This window comes from Nostoc sp. DedQUE12b, assembly GCF_034530835.1.
GTDB lineage: Bacteria > Cyanobacteriota > Cyanobacteriia > Cyanobacteriales > Nostocaceae > Nostoc.
Genome location: NZ_JAVRCI010000032.1, coordinates 18,440 through 44,509 on the forward strand (window position 1 = coordinate 18,440; position 26,070 = coordinate 44,509).

The 26,070-nt window shown below is 42.0% G+C and carries 21 protein-coding genes; 5 read left to right on the forward strand and 16 right to left on the reverse strand.

Annotation, left to right across the window (positions count from 1 at the left end):
• Positions 1-227: 227 nt before the first annotated feature.
• The 6 genes from RMY16_RS17050 to surE all read right to left on the reverse strand — a co-directional run bounded on the left by RMY16_RS17050 (position 228) and on the right by surE (position 5,971).
• A complete protein-coding gene (locus RMY16_RS17050) occupies positions 228-815 on the reverse strand; it encodes a cytochrome C (RefSeq protein ID WP_322737396.1) in 588 nt (195 codons plus the stop codon).
• A gap of 183 nt (positions 816-998) precedes the next feature.
• Positions 999-1,376: a type II toxin-antitoxin system RelE/ParE family toxin gene (locus tag RMY16_RS17055; RefSeq protein ID WP_322737397.1), complete on the reverse strand. Its 378-nt coding sequence runs from the start codon at positions 1,374-1,376 to the stop codon at positions 999-1,001.
• A gap of 95 nt (positions 1,377-1,471) precedes the next feature.
• Positions 1,472-2,380: a MoxR family ATPase gene (locus RMY16_RS17060; RefSeq protein WP_322737398.1), complete on the reverse strand. Its 909-nt coding sequence runs from the start codon at positions 2,378-2,380 to the stop codon at positions 1,472-1,474.
• 235 nt (positions 2,381-2,615) lie between these two features.
• On the reverse strand, positions 2,616-3,692 hold the full coding sequence (locus tag RMY16_RS17065) for a bifunctional riboflavin kinase/FAD synthetase (RefSeq protein ID WP_322737399.1): 1,077 nt from the start codon (positions 3,690-3,692) through the stop codon (positions 2,616-2,618).
• Between the two features lie 298 nt (positions 3,693-3,990).
• Positions 3,991-4,887, reverse strand: a complete 897-nt coding sequence (locus RMY16_RS17070; protein WP_322737400.1) for an MBL fold metallo-hydrolase — start codon at positions 4,885-4,887, stop codon at positions 3,991-3,993.
• A gap of 277 nt (positions 4,888-5,164) precedes the next feature.
• Positions 5,165-5,971 (reverse strand): 5'/3'-nucleotidase SurE, encoded by an 807-nt coding sequence (gene surE / locus RMY16_RS17075; RefSeq protein WP_322668487.1) that lies wholly within the window; start codon positions 5,969-5,971, stop codon positions 5,165-5,167.
• A 473-nt stretch (positions 5,972-6,444) separates the two neighbouring features.
• On the opposite strand from surE, the gene pheS reads away from it, so the two are divergent.
• The gene (pheS, locus tag RMY16_RS17080) at positions 6,445-7,437 is read left to right on the forward strand and encodes a phenylalanine--tRNA ligase subunit alpha (RefSeq protein ID WP_012407694.1); all 993 of its coding nucleotides are present in this window, start codon (positions 6,445-6,447) and stop codon (positions 7,435-7,437) included.
• Between the two features lie 165 nt (positions 7,438-7,602).
• The gene (locus tag RMY16_RS17085; protein ID WP_322737401.1) at positions 7,603-8,217 is read left to right on the forward strand and encodes a Uma2 family endonuclease; all 615 of its coding nucleotides are present in this window, start codon (positions 7,603-7,605) and stop codon (positions 8,215-8,217) included.
• Positions 8,218-8,341: 124 nt separating this feature from the next.
• On the opposite strand, the gene RMY16_RS17090 is transcribed toward RMY16_RS17085, so the two are convergent.
• The 4 genes from RMY16_RS17090 to RMY16_RS17105 all read right to left on the reverse strand — a co-directional run bounded on the left by RMY16_RS17090 (position 8,342) and on the right by RMY16_RS17105 (position 14,096).
• Positions 8,342-9,241 carry a hypothetical protein gene (locus RMY16_RS17090; RefSeq protein ID WP_322737402.1) on the reverse strand — a complete coding sequence of 300 codons (900 nt, stop codon included), beginning with the start codon at positions 9,239-9,241 and terminating at the stop codon, positions 8,342-8,344.
• Complete coding sequence (locus RMY16_RS17095) at positions 9,195-9,428, reverse strand: hypothetical protein (protein ID WP_322737403.1); 234 nt, start codon at positions 9,426-9,428, stop codon at positions 9,195-9,197. Before RMY16_RS17095 ends, RMY16_RS17090 begins: the two co-directional genes overlap by 47 nt.
• A 351-nt stretch (positions 9,429-9,779) precedes the next feature.
• Positions 9,780-11,666, reverse strand: coding sequence for a S9 family peptidase (locus RMY16_RS17100; RefSeq protein WP_322737404.1), 1,887 nt, complete (start codon positions 11,664-11,666; stop codon positions 9,780-9,782).
• 984 nt (positions 11,667-12,650) lie between these two features.
• The gene (locus RMY16_RS17105) at positions 12,651-14,096 is read right to left on the reverse strand and encodes an ATP-dependent DNA helicase RecQ (RefSeq protein ID WP_322737405.1); all 1,446 of its coding nucleotides are present in this window, start codon (positions 14,094-14,096) and stop codon (positions 12,651-12,653) included.
• Between the two features lie 154 nt (positions 14,097-14,250).
• Between RMY16_RS17105 and RMY16_RS17110 the strand changes: the two genes are divergently transcribed.
• Positions 14,251-14,688 carry a GNAT family N-acetyltransferase gene (locus tag RMY16_RS17110; RefSeq protein WP_322737406.1) on the forward strand — a complete coding sequence of 146 codons (438 nt, stop codon included), beginning with the start codon at positions 14,251-14,253 and terminating at the stop codon, positions 14,686-14,688.
• Between the two features lie 128 nt (positions 14,689-14,816).
• The gene (locus tag RMY16_RS17115; RefSeq protein ID WP_322737407.1) at positions 14,817-17,288 is read left to right on the forward strand and encodes a HEAT repeat domain-containing protein; all 2,472 of its coding nucleotides are present in this window, start codon (positions 14,817-14,819) and stop codon (positions 17,286-17,288) included.
• A gap of 146 nt (positions 17,289-17,434) precedes the next feature.
• On the opposite strand, the gene RMY16_RS17120 is transcribed toward RMY16_RS17115, so the two are convergent.
• From RMY16_RS17120 to RMY16_RS17140, 5 genes are all read right to left on the reverse strand, one after another.
• Entirely contained in the window at positions 17,435-18,115 is a 681-nt protein-coding gene (locus tag RMY16_RS17120) for an ester cyclase (RefSeq protein WP_322737408.1), read from the reverse strand.
• A 252-nt stretch (positions 18,116-18,367) separates the two neighbouring features.
• Positions 18,368-18,847 (reverse strand): GNAT family N-acetyltransferase, encoded by a 480-nt coding sequence (locus tag RMY16_RS17125; protein ID WP_322737409.1) that lies wholly within the window; start codon positions 18,845-18,847, stop codon positions 18,368-18,370.
• A 270-nt stretch (positions 18,848-19,117) separates the two neighbouring features.
• Complete coding sequence (locus RMY16_RS17130; RefSeq protein WP_322737410.1) at positions 19,118-20,722, reverse strand: 2-isopropylmalate synthase; 1,605 nt, start codon at positions 20,720-20,722, stop codon at positions 19,118-19,120.
• 102 nt (positions 20,723-20,824) lie between these two features.
• Positions 20,825-21,346 carry an NYN domain-containing protein gene (locus RMY16_RS17135; RefSeq protein ID WP_041565194.1) on the reverse strand — a complete coding sequence of 174 codons (522 nt, stop codon included), beginning with the start codon at positions 21,344-21,346 and terminating at the stop codon, positions 20,825-20,827.
• A gap of 124 nt (positions 21,347-21,470) precedes the next feature.
• Positions 21,471-21,599, reverse strand: coding sequence for a hypothetical protein (locus tag RMY16_RS17140; RefSeq protein WP_289799018.1), 129 nt, complete (start codon positions 21,597-21,599; stop codon positions 21,471-21,473).
• A 485-nt stretch (positions 21,600-22,084) separates the two neighbouring features.
• Here RMY16_RS17140 and RMY16_RS17145 point away from each other — a divergent pair, with 485 nt between their 5' ends.
• Complete coding sequence (locus tag RMY16_RS17145) at positions 22,085-24,490, forward strand: CHASE2 domain-containing serine/threonine-protein kinase (RefSeq protein WP_322737411.1); 2,406 nt, start codon at positions 22,085-22,087, stop codon at positions 24,488-24,490.
• Positions 24,491-24,684: 194 nt separating this feature from the next.
• Here RMY16_RS17145 and gorA read toward each other — a convergent pair whose 3' ends face one another.
• Positions 24,685-26,031 (reverse strand): glutathione-disulfide reductase, encoded by a 1,347-nt coding sequence (gorA, locus tag RMY16_RS17150; protein WP_322737412.1) that lies wholly within the window; start codon positions 26,029-26,031, stop codon positions 24,685-24,687.
• Positions 26,032-26,070 lie beyond the last annotated feature (39 nt).

The window sequence follows — 26,070 nt, forward strand, 5'->3', positions numbered from 1 at the left end:
TGTGGATGGGTGTGAAATGAGAATTACCTCAAAAACAGGATAAAAACTAGCCAATCAGTTTATTAAATGATTGGTTTGAACTCTTATCTTATATTTACTCTTTCTTCATAGTATCATTTTGCCCCCAGATGGGGCCAGAGAGGGTGTGGGGGAATAGAGTTAGGAGTTAAGAGTTAAGAGTTATGAGTTATGAATTTTTAAACTCCTCACTTCTAACTCCTCACTCCTCACTTCCACTCTGCTGTCAGGCGGCGGAAATTGTAATCATTAGCACTGGGATGACAACTGACACAGCTACCAACCTGGACGGGACGTGGTAACTCAACTCCTGGATGCAAAGCTTTGAAATAACGCGAGTTGTTGAGGCGATATGGTGTTTCTTCGTCGTCTAGCTGGACACGGGAGAAAGTCGAAAGATATTTCCACACCAAGATGCGTGGCGGGTCGACTAAAGGCTGGAGTTGTGCGCCGTAGTGCTGCGAGTCTTGCAGGAGATTTTTCCAAGTTTGGGTAGGTAAAACAGATGGTGGTATGGGAATGTGACATCTGGAGCAATTTTCTAAATACAGTTCTTGCCCCAGCTGGTATTGTGCAGGTACTACGTCAACAGTGCCAATTTCAACGGGAGGAGTCGCACTTTGGGCGTTAGTTGCCAAGGCTAGAAGCCATCCCATAGCTAAACTCCACGTTACAATTACCAGAAGTAAACCGAAAAATTGGCGTTTGAATTCACGTTCGGCGCTTGGCTGTAGTGCTTGGCGTTGGCGTAGCCCGCCGTAGGCATCGCGGATTTTGCGCTTAACAAAAATTGACATTCCTCACATTCCCAAATATTTAAAAGTGGCGCTTGTGCTAATCATAAGACTTACGCAGTATTGGCAGTGTTTCAAATTTTGCGTAAGTAGTTTTGTCAAGAACACATTTTTCATATCGATAACAGTAATATAAATATTTATTCAGCGCACCACTGACTATGCAAGGAAAAAATTCTAGTAGTTTTAACCTGACTCACTAGAAAAATCAGCCCGGATTTCATTTGCACCAATATCTTCTCGGTCATACTTGGAAGAAATCGTTAGTAGCAAATTACTTGTATGTGACTCAACTTGATAAATCAATCGATATCCAGCGCTCTTACCTTTTTGGATACTACTGTTACGAACTCTCACCTTACGAACAACATATTTCTCACCAATGCCCGCAATGCGTAGGCGTAGCCCGCCGTAGGCATCGCCGACAAAATTGCCTTGCTGTAATTGCTCTATAATCGGTTGAACATCAGAGCGAATATTGCGAAATCTTTTTGAAAGGTCACGCAAGTTTTGTTTATATTCAGGAGTTAAATTGATTAATACCGATGGCTGTTCATTCGGCATCAATTCCCTCCCACATTTGAGATAGTGGTAAGCGCTGCCCTGTTTTTGCTTGCTGCAAAGCTCTCCTCTTTTTAACTCATCGAAGTCACGTTGGATTAAGGAATAGAAACCGATCGCAATAATCGCTCAATAACAGTTCTTGAATTGCGTCCTCCTCTAGGAATAAGGCGATGACATAGAACATAAGGGACAAGAAATTTCACATCATCGGGAATGGCATAATCACGCCCTAATAGAAAAGCTAACGCTTGAGCAGCCCGTTGTAATGCTAATGTGCCACGGGGACTGACACCAAGGGCGATTTCCTCATCTTGACGTGTTGCCCGCACTAATTCGAGAATGTATTGTTGCAAGGAAGTTGCCACTTTCACTTGAGAGCAGAGGTAACGCAATTCCTGTACTTCTGCCAAGGTAATACAAGGTTGCAAATTAGCAACTTTGACACCATTTTGGAGATTTTGCAGCATCAGGAGTTCTTCTGCTTCAGAAGGATAGCCCAAACTCAGCGACAACATAAACCGATCCATTTGCGCTTCTGGCAGGGGAAAAGTACCTTGATACTCAATAGGGTTTTGAGTGGCGATGACAAAGAAGGGTTGGGGAACTGCACGAGAGACACCATCGACTGTTACCTGATGTTCCTCCATAACTTCCAGTAAAGCTGACTGAGTGCGCGGTGTGGCGCGGTTAATTTCGTCAGCTAATAGCACATTGGTAAAGACTGGCCCAGGAAGAAAAGTAAATTCGCCGCTTTTTGGGTTCCAGATGTTGGTGCCAGTAATATCAGTTGGCAGTAAATCGGGAGTGCATTGTAGCCGTTGAAACTTGCCATCCAGCGAACGAGCTAAAGATTTAGCAAGCAGGGTTTTACCAACACCAGGGACATCTTCTAAGAGAGCATGACCACCACCTAGCAATGCTACTAGCACTAAACGTATTGCTTCAGCTTTGCCAACGATGGTAAGAGCCAGATTTTGTGTTAAAGCGTCGATTTTTTCTCTCATGCGTTGTGGGGAGTGAGGAGTGTGTAATGGGGAGTTGGGAGTTAGGAGTTAGGAGTTACAAGAATTCTTCCCTAATGCCCAATGCTCAATTTTCCTAAATACATTGTTCCCACTTAGAACTCGTAACTCTGCCAATTTTAGATTTTGAATTTTGAATTTTGGATTGAAATAAAAATCTAAAATCTAAAATCCAAAATTGAATGACTCCAAACTCCTAACTCTTAACTCCTAACTTTTAACTTTCTGCTCCAGCACTCAAAACTTCTCTAGCAACAACGCAGTCAAGTTGAATTTGTGTTTTCAGGGCTTCGAGAGAAGGAAATTTTTGTTCGGGGCGCAAAAATTTAACTAGCTGCACAAGCAGTTTTTTGCCATACAAATCACCAGACCAATCGAATAAATGTACTTCCGCAGATGAACAAGTACCGTTTACAGTTGGACGATTACCGATATTCATGACGCCCAAATTCTCACTAGGAGCAGTATCAGATGTTTCATCGAGAGTGAAAACGCGGACAGCGTAGACTCCTTGGCGGGGTAAAAACTTTTCTTTTGGTAGTTGGAGGTTAGCGGTGGGAAAGCCAATTGTTCTGCCCAATTGTTGACCTTGGACGACATCACCAATGAGGGAGTAGGGGCGTCCTAGTAGCAGATTTGCGCTTTCGATGTCTCCCTGCTCAAGGGTTTGGCGGATCAATGAAGTGCTAATGCGGGCATCCTGAGTTGGAGTAGTACTGACGCAACTACTTTGGGTAGGCGAGTCACCTGTATAAGTTTGTAAAGGAACGATGGTAACGGGAATATTGTGCTTGGCGGCGAGTAATTGCAAATCTTGAGCAGTACCACTGCGCTTTTCGCCAAAACAAAAATCCTGCCCGATGCTAATTCGTTGGCATCGCAGTTGTTGCACGAGAATTTTTTCGACAAATTCTTTGGGGGTCAACGCAGACAATTCTTTGTCAAAGGGTAGTAGTACCAGTTGTTCTACCCCAAGCGATCGCAATTGTTGGACTTTTTCATCCAGTGGCGTTAACAAAGTCCGGGGTTGCCCTGTAAAGAACTCCTGTGGATGGGGGTCAAAGGTGACAACTGTTGAGTAGGTATATTCTTGATTTGTCAGTTGATTTTCCTTTGAGTGCGGACTACTAGCTACTGATAAGTGACCACCAGCGTGCAAGACTGGTTGAATTACCCTTTGATGACCAAGATGAACACCATCAAACTTGCCAAGGGCAACAGTAGTCGGCGTTAGTAGCCCAACGCTAGAAAAAGCAACCCGCACAGAACACCCATTTTTAGACAAATTTAGCACGTGGATTCTGAGATTTTAGGTTTATTTTAGTTATCAGCAGGAAGCTACCCTATGGTAAACCGCCTTGAGGAGGACAACTTTTGTAGTACCAATTTGTCCTTTGTCCTTTGTCATTTGTAAATAACTAATGACCAATGACCAATGACTAGTGTGTCCTCCTGTTGTCGCCCCAATCCTGTGTCGGCGTGACAACTCTGGGCAGCGCTGTCTCAGCGTACAGCCAACAGGTACGCTCTCGCACTGAAAGCCTCTGATCACCAATCTAATCTAAAATCTCCAATTCCTCCGATCGCAATCTTTAAGTAGAAAACTTGCTAACAGGAAAAGATTCTGATAAAGCAACTGAAGTGGGAACCTGAAGTACCAATCCTTCCCGTGCCATGATAGCACCAGGAAATTTCGCAGCTGCTTCTTTGCCGACACGATCCAAAAAGTCGTCATCGTGCGCCGGATCGTGGTGGTAAATCACCAGAGTTTTGACATTGGCAGCTTGTGCCACTTTTACAGCTTCTTGCCAGGTAGAATGTCCCCAGCCAATTTTCGGGGATTTTGGCGAGTGGTATTCCTCGTCTGTGTAGGTAGAATCGTAAACCAAAATGTCAGCATTACGAGCTAGCCACAGCACATTCTCATCGAGTCGATCGGGAAAATGTTCGGTATCAGTAATGTAAGTAGCTGCACCACCACGCCAGTTGACGCGGTATCCAACAGCTTCACCTGGATGATTTAAAGGTGCTGTTTCTACGATCAGGTCATCAATGTGGATTGGTTGCCCCGGTCGAATGTCGTAGAAATTTAAATTGGCTTGCATAATCTGCAAGGGTACGGGAAAGTTCGGGTGCAACATTTGATCGTTGAGGCGCTGTTCTATGGTAGAACCATCAGGTGCGATCGCGCCGTAAATATGAAAGTCATTCCCTTTTACAAACCCTGGAGTAAAGAAGGGAAAACCTTGCATGTGATCCCAGTGAGAGTGGGTAAAAAATATGTGAGCTTCTAACGGCATTTGGCGCAACAAAGATTGCCCCAAAACATGTAGTCCCGTGCCAGCATCGAAAACTAAGCGTTTATCGCCCGCTTGCATTGATATGCAAGGGGTATTACCGCCGTAACGAACAGTGTGTGGCCCTGGGCTGGGGATGCTGCCGCGAACGCCCCAAAATTGTACGGTAAATTGATTCTCTATCCTAGACATGGGTGTTGCTTGCTGGACTGAGCGGGCGATAAATAAAAAAATTGTTACTGATTTGGTCTAAAGTTTATGCTGTCTCACCGATTTTGCTAGAGGGAGGATTTCTTGGTAAAACAGCATATCCTGTTTCTGGCTGATTGTGTAAATGTGAATGAAATACGTCAGTTAGAATTTCCCAGGTTTTGGGGTGAATGTGTATCGGTTATTTCAAGAGTGCCCCTACGTTATAGCCTACTTTTTTCGTGATGTATTTGAATAACCACATTTTTTTCCTGGTAAATCAGATGGTTCCAGGAGAATTGAATTCCCACTCCGATAATTTCTCTAATCCAGTTGCGTAAGTAAGATTGTATTGTAACGGAGTAATACTGATGTAGTTTTTACGTACAACTTCTACGTCTGCCGGTACATTTTGAGGCAGATTTAATCCGCTTGGGGGTTCCACATCCTCAATTACCTCTCCAGTTAACCAGTAGTACGTTTTTCCACGAGGATCGACTCGTTTATTAAACACATCAATGTAATGCCGTAGACCTTGACGAGTGAGAGCAACTCCGGCAATTTCTTCCCATTTGACCGCAGGAATATTGACGTTGAGCAACATTAAATCTGGCAGCGGCTTTTGCGCTAACTGGTCTACAAGAACTGTGGCAAACTTAGCAGCAGCTTGAAAGTCTTTAGATGTATGACTTATAAGACTCAGCGCTACACTGGGAATGCCTTCAATTAAACCTTCCATTGCCGCAGAAACAGTGCCAGAATACAGAATTTCAGTTCCCAAATTCGCACCTTGATTAATACCAGAGAGAACCAAATCTGGGGGAGTTTCCAGCAAAGCCCACAGCGCCAATTTGACGCAATCTGAAGGCGTACCATCACAAGCCCAAGCTTTGATAGCAGGATGAAAAATCCCTTCAACAATTTCGGCGCGAATGGGTTGGTGTAAAGTTAACCCGTGTCCAGTTGCCGATCGCTCTCGATCTGGGCAAACTACACTCACATCATGACCCGCCTCTGCCAAATAGTTGGCTAGGGTACGAATCCCCAAGGCAGAAATGCCATCATCGTTGCTAATTAGTAATTTCATAGTCATTGGTCATTGGTCACTTGTACTGAGTTTCGACACAACGACTGCGCTCAGTGCATCGCTGCACGGTAATCGAGCGAAGTCGAGATTCAACTAACGCGAACGCGAGTGCGTCTCGTAGAGAAGCCGAAGTATTGGTCATCGATCATTAGTTATTAGTTATTTGTTATTAGCCATTTGTCAATGTCTGAGGTCACAAGCAGCAAAAAAACATTTATACTCACTAGACAGTGTGGTGGAACTTTGCTTACCTTTAAGACAAGTTGATCAATCCCCAAGTCTGGTTAAGTGAGATGTTAGCTGGATTTACGCGCCCGCTGTACTAGCCCAATCATCTCTAACTGATAAACTAGAGGTTTGGTTTCAACCCTCACCTTTAGCTGATGTTAATGGTATGGCTGTAAGTTTATTTATCGACCGCTTCACAGCTTTTGAATATAGACTAATGACTAATGACCAATGACTAATAACTAATGACTAGCAATTTAGAAGCTCAACTTTTAGCACTGCGGCAAGAAGGAGAAAAAGCGATCGCAGCCGCCGACACCCTAGAACGTCTGGAGGAACTCAGAGTTAACTATCTGGGTAAAAAAGGGGAACTGGGGGCACTGTTGCGAAGTATGGGGCAGATGAGTGCAGAGGAACGGCCAAAAATTGGAGCGATCGCCAATACAGTCAAAGAATCTTTGCAAACTAGTCTAGACCAGCAACGCGTCGCCCTGGAAGCCGCACAAATTCAGGTACAGCTAGAGGCAGAAACTCTGGATGTAACTATGCCAGGTATTTACAGCCCTCAAGGTCGCATTCATCCCCTCAACGGCATTATCGACCGGGCGCTGGATATCTTTGTTGGTATGGGCTACACCGTGGCTCAAGGGCCAGAAATGGAAACAGATTACTATAATTTTGAGGCTCTCAACACCCCGCCCGACCACCCCGCGCGTGATATGCAGGATACCTTCTATCTGCCAGATGGGAATCTTTTACGCACTCATACCTCTTCGGTACAAATTCGTTACATGGAAAGAGAAGAACCACCGATTCGGGTTGTGGCTCCAGGGCGAGTTTATCGGCGAGATAATGTAGACGCGACTCACTCAGCAGTTTTCCATCAGATAGAACTTTTAGCCATTGATGAGGGACTAACTTTTACAGACCTCAAGGGCACAATTAAAGTATTTTTACAAGCAATATTTGGCGATTTACCAATTCGCTTCCGCGCCAGTTATTTCCCCTTTACTGAACCATCTGCTGAAGTAGATTTGCAGTGGAATGGACGCTGGCTAGAGGTGATGGGCTGCGGTATGGTCGATCCAAATGTACTTAAGTCTGTGGGTTACGATCCAGAAGTTTATACAGGGTTTGCTGCCGGTTTTGGTGTAGAACGCTTTGCAATGGTGTTACATCAAATCGACGATATTCGTCGCTTGTATGCTAGCGATTTGCGGTTTTTGCAGCAATTTTAGGGAAGCGATCGCTTTAAATAATTAGGCATTTACTAAATTTGCAAAAGTCAATTTGATGAAAATATAACCACAGATAAATACCCATGAATTATCTGTGGTTTTAAATAATAGATCGGGATTGATGAATTTGATAAACTATTAGTACGTAACTTCTGTTGACCTGATATGACTGCAATCATTGGCAAAGGTCTAACGCTTGAGGAATATTTTAAGTATGACGATGGCACGGATAGCCAATATGAACTGGTGGCAGGTGAGTTAGTTGCAATGCCACCTGAAAGCCCAAAAAATGTCCAGATATCTCTCTTTTTGCTGGTAAATTTCCTCAAGTTCGTCCCAGTTAATCGGTTAAGTAACAAAGTTGAAATTGTTGTTGCTGGTTCTCGTGCGACAACTCGCATTCCTGATTTAGTTGTGCTGACGGATGAACTCGCAACCGCCTTAGAAGGTGCAACGCGATCTACAATCACTTTGGATATGCCTCCTCCAGCATTAGTTGTCGAAGTTGTTTCTCCTGGCAAAGCTAATGAAGATCGAGACTATCGCTACAAACGTTCCGAGTATGCCGCGAGGGGAATTGCTGAATATTGGATTGTTGATCCACAAATAAATGTAGTTACCGTACTGATATTAGTTGACGGGTTTTATGAAGAAACCAGATTTACAGGAAACAGTGCGATCGCTTCTACTATTTTCCCAGAATTACAACTAACCGCAGAGCAAGTACTTAATGCGGGAGAAAGCAATGCAGTTAAAAAGCAAACAGAAGAAGTGATATGAGAGGTGCGATCGTGCAGTTTTCTTGCGCGAGAATGGCTCAACCAGAATATCTATGAATGTAAACGAGTCCCAAAAAGAAGAAAATTAAGGAACTTTTGCAGATTTTAAATTAAATTATTTTTTATTAGATATGTATTTCTGTATAGATTGCTAATGGGTCGATGACTGTTTGAACTTCTCCTGCCATTTGAGTCCATAAGTCAGCCATGTTTAGAGTTCCTGCCAATCCAGGAAACGTAGTTTGTTCTATTCTTCGTTTTGGTACAAATCCAACAATAGTTGTTTCTACATCCCCCGGCATTACGTATGTTGAACGTAGTTGATCTTTTGTCATGCATAAATTTTCAACATTAAGAGAGCTAATTAAAATTGAATTTCCTATTTTTGTGTGCAAAGTAATTTCACCAAGGGAGAATAATTTTATTGCTTGTAACATTACTTTAGTTGTATATGCTTCTAATGCTTCTTCTGAAGGAGAGTTATTAACTATAAGATTTCCAAATTCATCACATAATTTCAGTAATGAATTCCAATCAAAGAATTTGGATGTTCCTGTAATTTTGATTAAAGATGCATATTGTTTTAATTGATTTTCATGACGGATTTCTTTTAAAATACCTTTTGTAATAAGTTCTTTTTCAAATATTAAATAAGTGTTGTGGTAATCAATTTTATCTTGTGAAAAACTTTCCGATGATTCATCAAATATTGTTTTTGCACCTTCTTTATATCCTTCTTTTTTAGTTATTTTATCATTTCCTTTGCCTGACACCCCGCCCATAAGATTCTTTGGCCCTAGACTGAACTCTATGTCTCTTCCTTCTTCTTCTGTTTTTTCTGTATATCTCTCTCCGTGTACATCAGCAGTTTTATTACCTAAATTTTCTGTTAATCTTCTTATTTGAATTATCCCATCTTCTAATTGAGAAGAATAGGAATTTAGACGGTTTCTATCTAAGTAAATAAAGTGTTTTAGACTAGTAGCGCTTCCATTGTTTTCTGATTTCATTTCTTCTTGCTTCACGTTTATTTTCTGCTTGTGAGGTTCGTTCTTCTTCTTCATTCTCATTATTTTTAATAATTGAATTAAATTCTTCTGAGGCTTGCGCTAATTCATTTTTTGATGCTTTTTTTAATGCATTAGTAATTTTTTGACTCAGTTCTGCCGCAGACTGAATCTTTTTATCTAATTCATTGGGTTCGGAGGACATAATTATTTGCCCCACTACTTGCGGACTATTCTAATTTATTTTACCCATTTTTAGCTAAGATTTTGATTTATTCTTCTTTAATACAGTTTTAGCAAAGCCGTGACTGAACTCTGTAACGTAAACGTCATCCGCACTAATTAGACTAGATCAATAGATCAAAAATCAATAACTCTTTTATTGGAATTAAACTAAAAATAAAAATCTACCAACAATCCTACTATTAAAAGCTTTCAAACTTACCTTAGTGTAAGATTTTCCGGTTTTGGCACAGTCACACCCTTTCCGTCTACGTTTACTAAATTAAAAATATCAAGGTGGTCGGTGAATGACACTAACCACCATTTTGAAACTTTATTTAACTATTCCTGAATGACCGGGGATATCTGCCAAAGGTTCAAATCTACCGCCTAAGTATTTGGCGAGAAACTCTTCTGCGATCGCAAAAAAGTGCAACCGATTTTCTGGTCTGGCAAAACCATGTCCTTCATCTGTATAAAGTGCATATTGCACTGGTAAACCAGCTTGCTGCATTGCGTTGACAATTTGATCGCTTTCTGATTGTTTCACTCGCGGATCGTTTGCACCTTGACCGATAAGTAAAGGTTTTTGAATCCGGTCAGCGAAAAATAAAGGCGATCGCGATTTCAGAAACTCCTCTTCTGTCTCTAAATTACCAACGCGATGAGAAAGCATTGCCTTCAATGGTTCCCAATAGGGCGGTATAGTTTCTATCAGAGTAATTAGGTTACTCGGCCCAACAATATCCACACCAGCAGCAAAGAGTTCTGGTGTAAAAGTTAACCCCACTAGGGTGGCGTAACCTCCATAAGAACCGCCCATAATCGCAATCTTTTGCGGGTCGGAAATGCCTTTTTCTACCAGCCAGTTCACGCTGTCAATCAAGTCATCATGCATTTTGCCAGCCCATTCCCGATTCCCAGCATTCAAAAATGCTTTACCGTAGCCAGTGGAACCGCGAAAGTTCACTTGCAGAACAGCATAACCCCGGTTAGCTAGCCATTGCGTTGTGGGAGAGAAACCCCAAGTATCCCGCGCCCAAGGGCCGCCGTGAACCAGTAATACTGTTGGGAGATTCTGCGTAGGTATTCCTACAGGTGTTGTGAGGTAACTGTGGATAGTTAAGCCATCCCGCGCTTCGTAGGAAATTGGTTGCATTGAAGCTAACTGCAACGTTTCGAGTTTGGGTTGGTTGCTAAAGAGGAAGGTGCTAGTTTTTGACTCTCGGTTGTAGGCATAGTAATAAACTGGCCCATCGTCAGTTCTATAAGCTACTAGCCAGGTTTTATCTTCCAAGTCGCGGCTAATTACAGAAAATTCTCCAAGACGCACCTTAGCGATTTCGTCAAAATCAGTGGCGATATTGCGATCGATTACCTGCCATTCCTGTTTATCTTTGTAAAAAGAAACTGCTTGGATAACTCGCGTCAATGGGTGAATAATTATCCCCACGACATCATACTGTTGATCTTCAGCAATGACAGTTTCTTGACGGCTATCTAAGTCAACAGCTAGCAGACGTTTGGCGTTAGCATCGTGATTGCCTTGAATATAAAGGGTTTTACCATCATCTGAGAAGCTAACAGAATTCCCTTCTTCTTCTGCTCCCCAATGGCGGAGAATTTCCCACTGTTTATCTGGTTTCTGCAATAAGAGGTCATAACCACCATCGTGTGTACTAGCTGTTGCTGCACGTATTTGAAAATCAGCGTCAGATGTCCAGCTGATAATGTTACCGGGGTTATCAGTGTCGAACTCAACCGCACCATTTTTAAGGTTGATGCGGTAAACGTCAAACTTTTGGGGATTGTTCAAGTTCAACGCTACCAGCACTTCATCTGGAAATTTAGGTTCCAGTTCCACAAGTTCTGCTTTTACACCCTGGAATGGCGTTAAGTCACGCACAATTTTGGAATGAATATTAACCAAGTGGAGGTGAAAGTTCTCGTCACCATCCGAGTCTTGCATATAAATCAACTGGTCAGCGTTATAAGTCCAGAAGAAAATGCGGATACCGCGCTTTTTGTCGGCAGTTAGTATCTGGTCGTCTTCTTGTCCTATAGTTCGCAACCATACCTGCAAGACATTTTTTTCATCGGGGGCGATATATGCCAAGTACTTGCCATCAGGAGAGAGTTGTGGGCTAGTTTTTTCGGGATTCCCAAACAGAATTTCGCGCGGTATCAACGGTGGTAAGGAGGGCGCTTGAGCAGATGACATATTTTTATCCTCTACTTAACTACCCTATTGTCACTTGGTTATCAAAATGACAATTCATCCTATTGGGTGAACCTAGTAGTTCGCCAAGTTCACTTGGCGGGGTAAAGGGGAAGGGGGAATGGGTAAAGGGTTTAAATCCCTTACCCTTTTCCCTTTCCCCAGTCCTCACTTAGCATTTTTGGGTTGGCAGACTACTAGAATAGGTCTGACTTTTCACGTTATGTGGAAAAGCGCACGAAAAACCTAACCCCCTAACCCCCAACACGTCGCGGGAAGGGGGAAAATTCAAAGTCTCTCTCCTTTTAGGAGAGAGATTTAGAGAGAGGTTTTCCAGATACCGTGAAAAGTCAGAGAATAAGTAGGGGAATGCCTGAAAGTAAAAAAGCGCCCCATGTAGAGACGCAATTTATCGCGTCTAAAACACAGGCACATTAGAGAGACGCGAGAAATCGCCGTCTCTACAGAGAATTTACTCATCAATTATTCTTGGTGATGAGTCTTTGATATTCGTGAATGATATCATGTCCGCTTGATTGCTTATTAAACCTGAAGAACCCCACCCCGCCAAAGCTGTGCTTTGTCTCCCCTCCCCGCAGGCGGGGAGCAGGGTGGTTTCATACGAAAAAAGAAAAATACATAAGTCTTGATTTCTCGTTTTGTGGCATAGCTTTTTCCCTCTCTCCAAACCTCTCCCCCACGGGGGGAGAGGCTTTGAAACCCAGTTTTAGTTTTTCTCTGCTTGTATGAAACCACCCTGCCCTCCCCGCAGGCGGGGAGGGCAGGGTGGGGTTCTTTTATTATGCGTAATTTGGCGGACATGATATGAGTCTTTTATACTCGGCGATGAATCTTTGATATTCGTGAATGAGTCTTTTATACTCGGCGACGAGTCTTTGATACTCGTAAACGAGTCTTTTATACTCGGCGACGAGTCTTTTATACTCGACGACGAGTCTTTGATACTCGGCGATGAGTCTTTTATACTCATTGACGGCAATTGTCGCAATGTCCGCAACGCAGGTTAGCTGCTTCTTTGTCAAAACCAAAGGCACTTAACAAAAACTGCCAACGACACTGCTTAGTTGTTAGGTATTGCTGCATCTGTTTAGCGGCGTGTAATTGCGTCGGTGGCTGATTTCCCGCTTTTTGCCCAATACTGTAATGGAAAGGATCAAGCCAGTTTAGCTGACCGTTGCTATGGAGTAAAGCTAGTGCCGTTGCACCTTCGGGAAATTGTCGAGTTACTGCATTCACTTCTCCCTGCTTTGGTAATTTTTTCACAAGTTGCTGCGCTATTTGTTGTTGCGATCGCATTTGTTGTTGAAAAAACTCCTGTCTTTGCTTATCCCCTGAATCTAACCACCCCGTAGGTTCACTCACCAACGTTAACGCTTCGGCTGGTTTCCCATCCCTTCCAGCGCGGCCAATTTCTTGCACATATTCAGATAGCAGATGTGGTGCGTGAAAATGGGCCACCCAGCGAACATCACTTTTATTTATCCCCATACCAAACGCACAAGTACACACAACAAAGGGGATTTTGCCACTTAACCAGCTTGCTTCTACTTCACGGCGTTCAGTCGCACCCAATCCCGCATGATAGCTAGCTGTAGCGTAACCCATCTCTGCTAACCATTGGGCTAAATCTTCGCTATCTCTCCGAGTGCGAACATAAACTAATCCTGATTGTTGCGGTCTATTTTGAATAAATTTTAATAATTGTTGTTTCCTACCTCGTGGTGTCCAAGCGATGCGAACGCTAGGATGCAAGTTCGGACGGTAAGGATTCAAGCGGAAAATCTCTGGTTGCTGTAATTGTAAAACTGTTTGAATAATTTTTTGGGCCGAGGGGTCAGCAGTAGCAGTAAAAGCGGCGATGCTGATTTTTGTTCCTGGTGGTTTTGATTTGAGCAATGCCGGACGCACTGCCCCTAATCTGCGATAAGCTGGGCGAAAAGTATCGCCCCACTGCACTAAACAATGAGCTTCATCTAAAATCAAACCATTAATTTGCAATTGCGGGTGGCATAATCTTTCCCACACTGGGACACTTAGCAAAGTTTCTGGCGATAAATAAAGTAATCTTAGCTGTTGACGTTCTAAAGCTTGCAGAGTTGCACGACGTTGAGATGAAGATAATTCACTATGTAAAAGTGCTGCTTTTTGGTGGCTTTGTAGTAATTCCTGAACTTGGTTTTCCATCAACGCCACCAAAGGCGAAACTACCAAGGTTAATCCTGTTTGTAGCAATGCGGGAAGTTGAAAACAAATCGACTTCCCGCCACCTGTAGGCATAATAATCAGCGCATCTTTTTGTGCCAATAAACTGCTGACAATTTCTCCCTGTGGTGGACGGAAATCTTCATAACCCCAGATTCTTTTAAAAGCAGCGCGGACTTCTTGCCAAGATTTTGTTGTAGGCTGATTCATAATCAATAACTATATGCACCCATATCATTGAATGCTGAATATAGCCTCTGTTATCCAGCTAATGGTTCAGTAATTTCATCATTTGACACTACAAACCACTGACCCCAAGAATGAATTATAATTTTTCAACCTATTAAATAAAAGATGTAGCGAGATGAATGAAGAATTAAAACATCGGTTTTACATCAACACCGATAAATCTAAATTAGATATTCAAATGATTCATGATTTTTTACAAACCTCCTATTGGGCTGAAAACATCTCATTAGCCACTGTGGAAAAATCAATAAACAATTCTTTATGTTTTGGACTTTATGAAGATAATCAACAAGTTGGCTTTGCGAGAGCCATCACTGATTATGCAACCTCTGCGTTGTTAAAAGATGTTTTTATTTTGGAGCCTTATCGAGGACAGGGTTTAGGAAAATGGTTTGTAGAATATATTTTGGAATATCCAGAATTGCAAGATGTTCAAAGATGGATGTTAGGCACAAAAGACGCTCATGGGCTGTATCGCCGTTATGGTTTTAAAAATTTGACAGAACCAGAGAAAATTATGATGCGTTTAAATCCAAATGCTAATCAAGCTTGAGCAAACCAGTGTATAGGCGTAGCCCGCACTTCGGCTGCGCTCAGTGACCATCGTAGACATCGCTAACCCACATTGACAGTTAGATTACAATCTTAGGTATAGTTTCTCTGACTGGAGTTGTTCATCGGGTGATTCAATCCGATTCAATGACAAAGCATACCAGACAAGTATTACTTAGTGCGCTCAAGGTGGTTGTCTTATGCCTGACACTGTTCCTACTATACACAAGCAATAGTTGGGCGCAAATCACTGTTGACAGCAAAATTTCTCCTCTGATTGAGAAGCTGATAGATAACGATGCCCACATCAGAAGCCTTGCAGCAGATGCATTAGTTAATATCGGTTCCCCAGCAGTACCGTCTCTGATTGAGGCTTTGAAAAATCAGGATATTAATCTTCGCTGGCACGCCGCTTCGGTTTTAGGAGATTTGGGTGCAGAAGCAGCACCAGCAGTCCCAGCCTTAAGTGCGGCATTACAGGATGAAGATGGACAAGTCCGCCTGTACGCCACCTTAGCTTTAGGAAATATTGGTACAGCAGCCAAAGCAGCAGTTCCATCGTTGATGGCGGCATTACAAGACAAGGAGCAATTTGTTCGCATTTATGTTCCTTCTGCACTCAGGAAAATTGGTGTCGAAGCGAAAGTCGCTGTCCCAGTATTAACTGCTGCCTTAAAAGATAAGAACCCCACTGTACGTTACAATTCTGCCTACGCTTTGGGTGCAATGGGTACAGAAGCAGTATCTTCTGTCCCGAATTTAATTGCCCTGTTGAATGATAACCAGTTTTACGTGCGTTTAGGTGCTATCAAAGGTTTAGGAGGAATAGCGGCAGGCTTTCAGGACAAGGCAAATGCTTTACCTACCTCCAAGTTACAGAAAGTCATCTCAGACTTTGAAGAGGTATTGGCAACTATACAAAAATACAAAGATAAATTCACAGAGACGGACATTAGGCTGATACGTCGCCCTCTCAATGCCCTGAAAGCAGAAAAAGAAACTCGCCTCTTTGATAGAGCTTTGGAATCGCTATTTAAGCATAAATTACTCTTGGGAATTGCTGCTTACCTTATCTTATTGCCTTCTATTTGGTTAATTCTCTTGCGGGTAGCCCCTTTATGGTTGTTGAAAATTAACAACGCCCTCAAACCTTACACAGATTTTTCTCTCCCATTTATCAGCGTTAATGTACCTCTGCGATATGTGCTATTTGTTGGCTGGTTTCATTACCATCCCAGAGTATTAGATGCGTGGGTAGCTAAATATATCAAAGCAGCCCGCGAACAATTTCCCAAAAAGGATACAGTTAACAGTCGCGCCTGTTACATTCCCATTCCCGTTGTTCTGGATGGTACAACAGTTCCTCAACTGATGAATGAGAATTTGCGCTCAACTTTCGAGAAACAACGTAGCTGTCTAGTAATTGGTGGAGAAGGGGGTGTAGGTAAAACCAGTTTAGCGTGTCGAATCGCTGGCTGGGCAATGGCTGAAGATGAAGACCAACAACTCTGCAAACATTTGATGTTACCTGTGCTTTTGGAAGAAGAATTTCGGGTAACTGAAGGTAAGTCGCCGCTTTTAGAAGCCATCAGAGGACAGTTGCAAGCTTTAATTGATGAGCCAGAGCCGATTTGTCAAGAATTACTGTTACGTTTGTTAAGAAAGAAACGCATTTTAGTAATTGTAGACCGGTTTTCAGAAATGAATGCGACTACACGAGAAGCAATTGAGCCGGAGTCGCCAGAGTTTCCGGTGAATGCGTTGGTAATTACTTCTCGAATTGAGGAAAAGCTGGGGCGGGTTAATAAGACGATAATTAAACCTTTGCGGATTGAGGCTAATAAACTATCGTCCTTTATGGAAGCTTATCTGATGCAGCGAGGTAAACGCGATCGCTTTACTGACCAGGAATTTTTTGACGCTTGTAACCGTCTTTCTCTCATGGTCGGTCAAAATAATATCACTGTCTTGCTGGCTAAACTTTATGCTGAACAGTTAATCGCCAGTAAAGACGTTACATCTAATATTTCTGCGTTGCCAGAGAATATTCCTAATTTGATGCTGGGTTATATCAATGAACTCAATCGTGATGTTACAGACGAACAATTTGATGACCGCACTGTTCATCAAATCGCCAAAACCATCGCCTGGGAATGCTTGCAGCAAAGTTATCAACCAGGAACCGCCAAGCGTGTAGATGCGGTTGCTGCATTAGCAGCTTTGGGTATTGATAACCCCGAAGTACACCTCAATTATCTAGAAAAGCGTTTGCACCTGATTCAAACTATCGGTTCTGCCAAAGATAGAATCCGTTTCTGCCTCGACCCTTTAGCTGAGTATCTTGCAGGTTGGTATTTAATAGAATTGTATGGCAATAACGATGGCAAATGGCGATCGCATTTTTTCAAAAAGGCAGACGATTTAGTTAAAACAGGCGCACCAGATGCAATCAAAGGCTTGTTGTTGGCAGTGCGAGATTGCTACTTATCTGAGGTTCAAGGTAGCAAAGAAACGGACTTTGTACCCCAAAAGTCGGGTAAACTGGCTGGGTTTACGCCTTCAGTCACAGCAGTTAGTACTGTGCAAACACCAATACCATAAACAGCATTTTTCAATTTATTTAAATTTCTCCACATTCCCTTCTATTGCAGACTTTCGATGATTGTAATCACTAGAGCGGCGCTCACTACTGTTTACTAAGAGCGCCGATCTAGTGTGCTATTCGATAGACTATAACTAAATGAAAATTAGTGATTATTCTGATTTTGAGAATGGAAGGGGCAACCACCTACGGTTAATTTTTGAAGAAAGACATTATTATCAAAATAATGCTCTAGAGACTCAATCTTCAAATCATCAGTGACACGAGCAATACTAACTCCGACGATTTCTATTGTTTCACCTGTAGGTGCATAGTCCTTATAGGAACCATTAAATGTTCCCCAATGTCGCCACTTAAAGGTAACATTAGGCGGCCCCGAAAGAACTTCTGTTAATTCCCAAAGGAAGCCATTGGGGAAGGCTGTATGAAAAACTTGAAATGAAGATTCAAAGGTTTCTGTTTCAGAGTCATATTGCTCAGTTTTACCCAAAAACAGGTTATAAGTCCCTTCGGTTGCAACATCCTGAGCAGTGAATTCTTGTCCCCCATTGGTACTCATTTTAAACTTATCGGTAACAATCGAAAGCCACTGTTGAGGATTAGATTTATTAGAAGCTTCCATCTCAAAAGTGCGGACTAAGTTTTGAGCGATCGCTTCTAGTGAACCTTCTGGATGCTGAAATTTACTCTCTTGATGAAGAAATTCATTGGTGTATGAATAATCCGGGCGTTTTCCTTCTCGCCACTGTACTTCTTCATCATGAGCAATAACTATATCTCTATCTTGTACCCAGAGTGGCAATTCTGTTGTCTTTTCGCTACTCATACAAGCTTACTGATTATAAACATCGTTTTTCAGAATAAAGTTTTATGCTTATCAAGTAAATCGAAAAATCCAAAAAAGTAAAAAATATTCATAATTAACTCAATAAACTTGACTTATAGTACAAATCAGAATAATAGTAACTACATACATCTGAACACTTACAGCTATGCTATTTAACGTAAGTTTGACAAATATCTTTTTACATCAATTTAAGTTGATCGAGCATCACTACAAGGCAACAAATTGCTGTACTTAAATCAAATCCAATTGCATTAAATTTCCTTCAGAAAAACCGAGGCTGGAGTAAACTGGTTTACCCAATGGCGAGGCATTAAGAAACACTCGCGTACAACCGATCGCTTTTAAATATTCAATTGCTCTATTAGTCAGAGATTTGGCTATTCCTTGTCTGCGGTAAGACTCTTCAACATAAACGCCCCAAATATATCCAAATTTGCGGTATTCATCTTTGAAAACATTGGGGTATAAACCTGCAAATAGTTGACAACTTACAGAACCCACAACTGTATTATCAATCTCTGCAATAAAAGCCTTATAAAATAAATCTCGACGCGCTTCTTCTATAAATTGGAGGGTAATATTCTGCGACTCCAGAAGAATATTACTCTCATCAACACCAATATCTAGCCACATTTGATAAAAGTGTTGTGCAATCACTGAATCTTCTTTGCTGGTGGCTTCTCTGATAGTTATATGTTTTTCTGTCAGCATAATTTCCAACGATTTTTGGAACTCACAAATAACTCCTCCCCAAAGTTGGCTACCGTGTACACAGAAGTCGAAATACCCCCCTTAATCCCCCCTTGCCAAGGGGGGAAACAAGAAAATCTATCTAGTTCCCTCCCCTTTGCAAGGGGAGGGTTAGGGTGGGGTAAAACCCAGATTAATCAGCTATTTCAGACTTGTGTGTACACCGTAGCTAAAGTTGGAGAAGAGTTTGTTAGCATCAGCTAAAAACTGGCAGTTTCACAGATTCCGATCTCAGACTTTTTGTGCAGTTACTTCCTCTGGCTTTTCTTGAGTTTGCAAAGATGCATACAACCTATTCAAGGCATTAACATAAGCTTGCGCGGATGCTACGATGATATCTGTGTTCGCTGCATGACCAGAAAACACTTTAGATTCATAACGTAAACGAATCGTTACTTCGCCAATGGCATCAATACCGGCTGTTACTGACTGCACAGAAAACTCAATCAACTCGTTGGGTACATTCACCACACGGTTGATGGCTTTGTAAACTGCATCCACTGGCCCAGTACCGATCGCAGCATCGGTTAATTCTTCACCGTCAGGGGTACGCAGAGTAACTGTAGCAGTAGGGCGGGCGTTGCTACCGCAGGAAACTTGCACCAACTCTACCCGGAACAAATCGGGTGCTTGTTGGATTTCATCGTTAACGATCGCTTCCAAATCCCAATCAGAAATTTCTTTCTTTTTATCTGCTACTTCTTTGAATCTAACAAAGGCTTTATTTAACTCAGTATCCGACAGTTCAAAGCCCAATTCTTTCAACCGAGTCCGGAAAGCATTTCTACCTGAATGTTTGCCCAAAACGATTTGATTGTCTGTTAAGCCAATCAATTGAGCATCCATAATTTCGTAGGTGAGTTTGTTTTTTAACACACCATCTTGGTGAATTCCAGACTCATGGGCAAAGGCATTCGCCCCGACGATCGCTTTATTTGGTTGTACCAACATTCCCGTCAAATTAGAAACTAAGCGTGAGGTTTTATAAATTTGTCGGGTGTCGATATTTGTCAGCGATTCTTGAGAATCTGCTGGTCTGCCGAGATAAGGGTTAAAATATTGCCGCCGCACGTGCAACGCCATTACCAATTCTTCTAATGATGCATTGCCGGCGCGTTCGCCAATGCCATTGATCGTACATTCTAGTTGCCGTGCGCCATTTTTCACAGCTTCTAAAAAGTTAGCAACTGCCAAGCCTAAATCATTGTGCCCGTGAACGGAAATAATCGCTTGGTCAATGTTGGGGACATTCTCGATAATGCCCTTAATCATTGCTCCAAATTCGCTGGGAGTTGTGTAACCAACAGTATCAGGAATGTTAACTGTTGTTGCACCAGCTGCGATCGTTCGCTCTAAAACTTGATACAGAAATTCTGGATCGGTACGAGCCGCATCCATCGGCGAAAATTCGATATCTGTCATGAAGGATTTGGCATAAGCTACCATTTCTTCGGCGATCGCTAGTACTTCTGTCCGTGACTTTCGCAATTGATACTCTAAATGAATATCAGAAGTCGAAATAAATGTGTGAATTCTGGCATTAACTGCTGGTTTTAATGCTTCCGCAGCCGCTTCAATATCTGCTTTAATGGCTCTTGCCAAACTACAAACTATCGGCCCATTTTCTGTCCCGACAATTTGAGCAATTTTCTTGACTGCTTCAAAATCTCCGGGACTAGCAAAGGCAAAGCCTGCTTCAATTACATCTACACCTAGACGCGCTAATTGCTTGGCAATAACTAGCTTTTCGTCTATATTCAAAGTCGCTCCCGGACACTGCTCTCCATCTCGCAATGTTGTATCAAAAATGATGATTCGATCTGTTTTGTTTGTCATTTGCCGTTTGTTGTTTAGTGTTTAGTGTTTACTTGTGGCTTAATATATCTTCAACCCTAGTTTTTCTTTTACTCTTATTTTTGTAAATAATTGTTAAAGCTACTAACCTTCAGTTTTTTCTATTTGATCTCTGATATCATTTAAATCTATATATCTATCAGTAGCATTGCGTAGCTCTCTAGCAATCATTCCTTCTGTTGATACTACCGTAATATGTGTATTTTTTGAGCGTAATAGTTCGATTGCTCTTTCAAAATCTCCATCACCACTGAATAATACTACTCGGTCATACTGGTCTACTGTATTAAACATATCTACTACAATTTCAATATCTAAATTCGCTTTTTGCGAGTAACGACCTGACGTATCATCATAATATTCTTTCAGAATTTTAGTTCGTACTGTATATCCTAGACTAATTAGAGCGTCTCTGAAACCTCGCTGGTCTTGTGGATCTTTTAAGCCAGTGTACCAGAAGGCATTAATTAATGTTGTTTCTGATTGCTCATGTTTGAAGTATTCTAAGACTCGTCGCGGGTCAAAAAACCAGCCATTTTTTTGTTGAGCATAGAACATATTGTTTCCATCTACAAAAATAGATAGACGATTCATTGGAGAACCCATACAAATTTACACCTAATAATATATATGAATTTAGATGGAACAATAGATTATAGCAATTTTCAAATGCCTTGTTTGCTAATATCTATAACGTAGTTCTTTATCTATAGCTTTTATCCTACCTCTTTCAAGACATAAAAACGCCTGCAATATTGAAGTTGAGATCCTGAGTGTTAACCTGATTCACTTCCAGCACTGCAAGGGCCACTTGGCGATCAAAATCTACCCATAAAATTGACCCAGTAACAGCATTCATCGCTGCATAACACTAAAGTTTACTCCTAAAGAGGTATAACATCTGCTTAAGGTAAGATATAAATTAATCCCTATCTTTCGGTAAAGCTGTCAGTATCAGGACACGCTTTCTGGAGATTACCAACATTGCGCTAGAGACAGAAGACAGCTTTGGGACTGCTTCTGGTATAGCACCCAGTTAGTAACGTACTTGTTGGTTAAGTGAGGTAAAATCTCGCCACAACCAAATGCACTGATAGAGTATATCCGGCTCCGATCTATGAGACAATCACTACTTGTAACTCATTCAACAGAAAAAGAATAAATTAAGTAGTGGTTGAGTAAGAATTTTTTGGGGGCTGGCTCTGCCAATAAAATTTTGTTGATGAATAGAAGATACTTTACAAATGTATAAGATTATCATTTAAGTCTTATTTCAATGTGCTTACACTAAAACGCGGTCTGAATAAATAAAAGTGTTGGACTAAAATCAATCAGTAACACGATATGGCAGAAGAACCTACATCTACCTTAACTAAAAACTATGTCTCTACTGCCAATAGACTGTCAAGTAAACCAACAAAAGTGACTTCAACAGCATCTGCTCGCCACTCTCGGTGGATGGTTCGCTTAGGTCATCTACTGGCAGGTACTTGGGCAATTGGGGGCGCACTATTGAGCGCTTCTGGTGGGGAATTGGTTCAATTGATGGAAAATCAGGTGCTTTCTGGCTTTTTTCAAATGCGCGGGCCGATTGTGCCTCCAGAAGACATTGTAATTTTAGCAATAGACGATCAGTCAATATCGGTTCCTGAACAGTACTATAAAACAGATCCGAAACAGTATGGCTACTTAGAAGCGCTAAAATCTTATCCTTTTAAACGGGCTGCATACTCCCAGGTAATCACAAAATTAATCGAAGCAGGTGCCCGCGCTGTAGCATTAGATGTCGTTTTTGATACAGCTAGTAGTTATGGAGTTACAGACGATCGCCAATTTCAGGCAGTATTGCAAAAATATGGCAATAAAGTTACTTTAGCGGCCATCTACGAAAATTCCCAGACGCACCAAGGGTCTTTTACGCAACTAACAGACCCACAACAAATGTTTCGTACAGGGTCAGTATCCATTGGCTCAGTTAATTTTCCTTTAGAAGTAGATGGAAAAGTTCATCGATTAGCGAGTGAGTTTCCCAAGTTCTTAGGTGAAGATAATTTATTTAGCAAAAAGCGACTCTCTTTTGATGAAGCAGCGCTGAAGGCAGCACAAGTAAATTATCCTCGACCAAAGGGCGATCGCATTTATTTTTGGGGGCCTGCGGGTACGTTTGAGCAAAAACCTTTTTGGCACGTACTCGACCCGGAAAACTGGAACACCTATTTGCAGCAGGGAAAGGTGTTCAAAGACAAGATCGTGCTAATTGGTGCAACAGATAAGTTACATAATGATTATTATCCAGTTGCTGGTAGTAATAGCACTGAACCGATGTCGGGCGTGGAAATTCATGCCAATGCGATCGCAACTTTGATGTTAGGGAAAGCGATCGCCCCAGGAATTAAAAGTCCACCATTGCAGGGTTTGTTTGTGCTAATGCTAGTGGGCAGTGCAGCCTTGATGATTAGCAGACGCAAACGTAGCATCCATAGATTTTTCTATAGCATCGCCCTGTCTGGCGCTTGGGGAGGAATTAGTTATGGGTTATTTGTCTATGGTCAGTTAATTTTTCCCACTAGCGTACCAGCGATCGCGATCGCTATGACCGGAATTTGCTATTTGGCAACCTCAGTTATCAGAGAAAGCATCAGAAAACGCCAATTAGTAGACATTTTTCAAAAGTACAAAACTTCACCCGTTGTCCAAGAGATTATCAGCCAACAAGATGACTTCCAACACCTAATCCAGCAACGAGATTTAGCTTTATCAGGGAAAGTCTTGGCGAGACGCTACAAAATTGTCAAAGTTCTCGGTTCCGGTGGATTTAGTGAAACCTACATTGCCGAAGATACCCAACGTCCTGGTAATCCGCGATGTGTTGTCAAACAACTAAAACCAGCCAACACCAAACCAGAAGGATTGCAACTTGCTAGACGTTTATTTCACTCAGAGGCACAAACATTAGAAAAATTGGGAAGGCACGCTCAAATTCCTCAACTTTTGGCCTATTTTGAAGAAGATGAAGAATTTTATTTAGTCCAAGAACAGATAATTGGTCATCCTTTAAATCAAGAACTTCCAGCAGGTAGAGCAATTGAAGAAATTGCAGCGATCAAAATTATCAGAGACTTATTGCAAACATTAACATTTGTCCATGAAAACCACGTGATTCATCGGGATATTAAACCCAGTAATATCATCCGGCGGCACTCAGACGGAAAACTGGTGTTGATTGACTTTGGAGCCGTCAAGGAAGTCGGCATCAAACAGCTCGATCGTCAAGAGTCAACCCCTTTCACCATTGGTATTGGCACTCAGGGTTACGCACCAAGCGAACAATGTTTTGGGCGTCCACAGTACAGTAGTGATATCTATGCAGTTGGCATGGTTGGGATTAAAGCCTTGACTGGTGTAGCACCCCGTGAGCTAGATAGAGACGCAAATGGGGAAATCAAATGGAGCGATGCCCTTCGACAGGCTCAGGGTAAGACCTACGGCGGTAAACTACGCACTCAGGTGAGTCACTCCCTAGCTAAGATTCTCAGTAAAATGGTCCTGGATGACTACAAAGAGCGATATCAGTCTGCATCAGAGGCTCTTCAGGATCTTGAAGCTCTGAAACCTATTAAAGGTCTTGATGATTTGGTAAATTCCCAATACAGAGACTATATTCCACAAGATGACTTATTAATGAATACTTTAGATGAATTAGGCGCTCCCACAAAATCTTACTCAGAAGGACAAGAAACTTCCAAATAAAAAAATCTCCAATCGCTGTGGAAGCTGTTCTTAAGTAGGCAAAGCAAAATCTGATAGTTGTATTGGATACAAAAATTTGGATAATTTAATTTTTGGAGTTGTCAAAGTATAATCGGGCACGAAAATAGGGAGATGAGAAGAAGGATTTCCCCCTTCTCTGTTTGTGGCTTTTTCACTCAGCCCTGCACGTGATTTTAATTTAACGACAGAAATTCTTCTCCTGTCGTGGGATGAATGCCTATTGTTTCATCCAAATCTTGCTTGGTAATGCCTTTGCGAATTGCCACGCCGAGGCTTTGAATGATATCTGCTGCGTGTTCGCCCACCATGTGAGCGCCTAAAACTTGTCCAGAATCAGTATTAAGCACTAACTTCATAATGGTTGGCTCATCCTGTTCGATCATCTGATACAACAGTGGTTGGAATTGAGTACAGTAGCATTCTACAGATTCACCAAATTTTTCCCGTGCTTTCGCCTCCGTCATCCCCACACTAGCCGCTTCTGGACGGCAAAAAACAGCAGTGGGCACATAATCATAATTTAGTTTTTGCCCCTTGTTGCCAAAAACTGTATCGGCAAAGGCAATACCCTCTGCTTTTGCCACTGGAGTCAATTGCACCCGACTGGTGCAATCACCCACAGCAAAAATATTGTTTTTGCTAGTGCGGCTGTATTCATCTACTTTGATGGCACCGTGTTCGCCAAGTTCAACATGGGCATTTTCCAAACCAAGATTCTTGGTATTTGGAACGTAACCTGTGGCAACTAAGATGGTATCTGCTGTAATTATTTCTTGCTTCTCACCAGTAATAGTTAACAACAAACCCTCTTCTGAGTATTTGATTTCTTGAACAGTGCTGTTGGTGAAAAACTTAATTCCGCGTTTAATCAACCCCTGTTGTACAGCAGAGCAAATGCGATCGTCAAACCCCAATAAAATCATCTCGTCTTTTTCAATCACCGTCACCTCACAACCGAAAGCGTGCATCATACTGGAAAATTCCACACCAATGTAGCCACCGCCAATAATTGCTAAACGTTTCGGCAGATAGGGTAACTGAAACATCTCGCGGGATGTAATGGCGTATTCTATACCGGGGATTTTGGGCTTAAGGGGTTGTCCTCCCACAGCAATTAAAATTTTGTCGGCCGTAACTTTGCGTCCATCAATATCGATCGTATGGGTATCGATGAAAGTGACACGTTGAGAAATTAATTCAATTCCAGCTTTTTGCAATTGCTGAAAATAGGATTGGTTAACGCTGTCAATATGCTGATGTACTGACTTAATAAATAATGTCCAGTCAAAGTATGTTTGACAGTCACTCCACCCATAACTTTGGGCGATTTGATTTTTGAGGGCGAAGTCAGCAGCATAGACAATCAGCTTTTTTGGGACGCAGCCGCGATTTACACAGGTGCCACCAATGGCTTCTTGTTCGGCAATGGCGACACGTACACCATAACTAGCTGCTTTTTTAGCTGCTGCCAATCCCCCAGGCCCAGCGCCAATGACAAACAAATCATAATCAAATGTCATAAAAATCTGTTCCTTTTTCACTTTTTGGAATGCAGAGCT

Excerpts from the sequence above, each read along its gene's own strand:
- RMY16_RS17050 (WP_322737396.1), bottom strand. The coding sequence starts at position 815 with ATGTCAATTTTTGTTAAGCGCAAAATCCGCGATGCCTACGGCGGGCTA.
- RMY16_RS17055 (WP_322737397.1), bottom strand. The coding sequence starts at position 1,376 with ATGCCGAATGAACAGCCATCGGTATTAATCAATTTAACTCCTGAATAT.
- RMY16_RS17060 (WP_322737398.1), bottom strand. The coding sequence starts at position 2,380 with ATGAGAGAAAAAATCGACGCTTTAACACAAAATCTGGCTCTTACCATC.
- RMY16_RS17070 (WP_322737400.1), bottom strand. The coding sequence starts at position 4,887 with ATGTCTAGGATAGAGAATCAATTTACCGTACAATTTTGGGGCGTTCGC.
- surE (WP_322668487.1), bottom strand. The coding sequence starts at position 5,971 with ATGAAATTACTAATTAGCAACGATGATGGCATTTCTGCCTTGGGGATT.
- pheS (WP_012407694.1), top strand. The coding sequence starts at position 6,445 with ATGACTAGCAATTTAGAAGCTCAACTTTTAGCACTGCGGCAAGAAGGA.
- RMY16_RS17085 (WP_322737401.1), top strand. The coding sequence starts at position 7,603 with ATGACTGCAATCATTGGCAAAGGTCTAACGCTTGAGGAATATTTTAAG.
- RMY16_RS17095 (WP_322737403.1), bottom strand. The coding sequence starts at position 9,428 with ATGTCCTCCGAACCCAATGAATTAGATAAAAAGATTCAGTCTGCGGCA.
- RMY16_RS17100 (WP_322737404.1), bottom strand. The coding sequence starts at position 11,666 with ATGTCATCTGCTCAAGCGCCCTCCTTACCACCGTTGATACCGCGCGAA.
- RMY16_RS17105 (WP_322737405.1), bottom strand. The coding sequence starts at position 14,096 with ATGAATCAGCCTACAACAAAATCTTGGCAAGAAGTCCGCGCTGCTTTT.
- RMY16_RS17110 (WP_322737406.1), top strand. The coding sequence starts at position 14,251 with ATGAATGAAGAATTAAAACATCGGTTTTACATCAACACCGATAAATCT.
- RMY16_RS17120 (WP_322737408.1), bottom strand. The coding sequence starts at position 18,115 with ATGAGTAGCGAAAAGACAACAGAATTGCCACTCTGGGTACAAGATAGA.
- RMY16_RS17125 (WP_322737409.1), bottom strand. The coding sequence starts at position 18,847 with ATGCTGACAGAAAAACATATAACTATCAGAGAAGCCACCAGCAAAGAA.
- RMY16_RS17130 (WP_322737410.1), bottom strand. The coding sequence starts at position 20,722 with ATGACAAACAAAACAGATCGAATCATCATTTTTGATACAACATTGCGA.
- RMY16_RS17135 (WP_041565194.1), bottom strand. The coding sequence starts at position 21,346 with ATGGGTTCTCCAATGAATCGTCTATCTATTTTTGTAGATGGAAACAAT.
- RMY16_RS17140 (WP_289799018.1), bottom strand. The coding sequence starts at position 21,599 with ATGAATGCTGTTACTGGGTCAATTTTATGGGTAGATTTTGATCGCCAA.
- RMY16_RS17145 (WP_322737411.1), top strand. The coding sequence starts at position 22,085 with ATGGCAGAAGAACCTACATCTACCTTAACTAAAAACTATGTCTCTACT.
- gorA (WP_322737412.1), bottom strand. The coding sequence starts at position 26,031 with ATGACATTTGATTATGATTTGTTTGTCATTGGCGCTGGGCCTGGGGGA.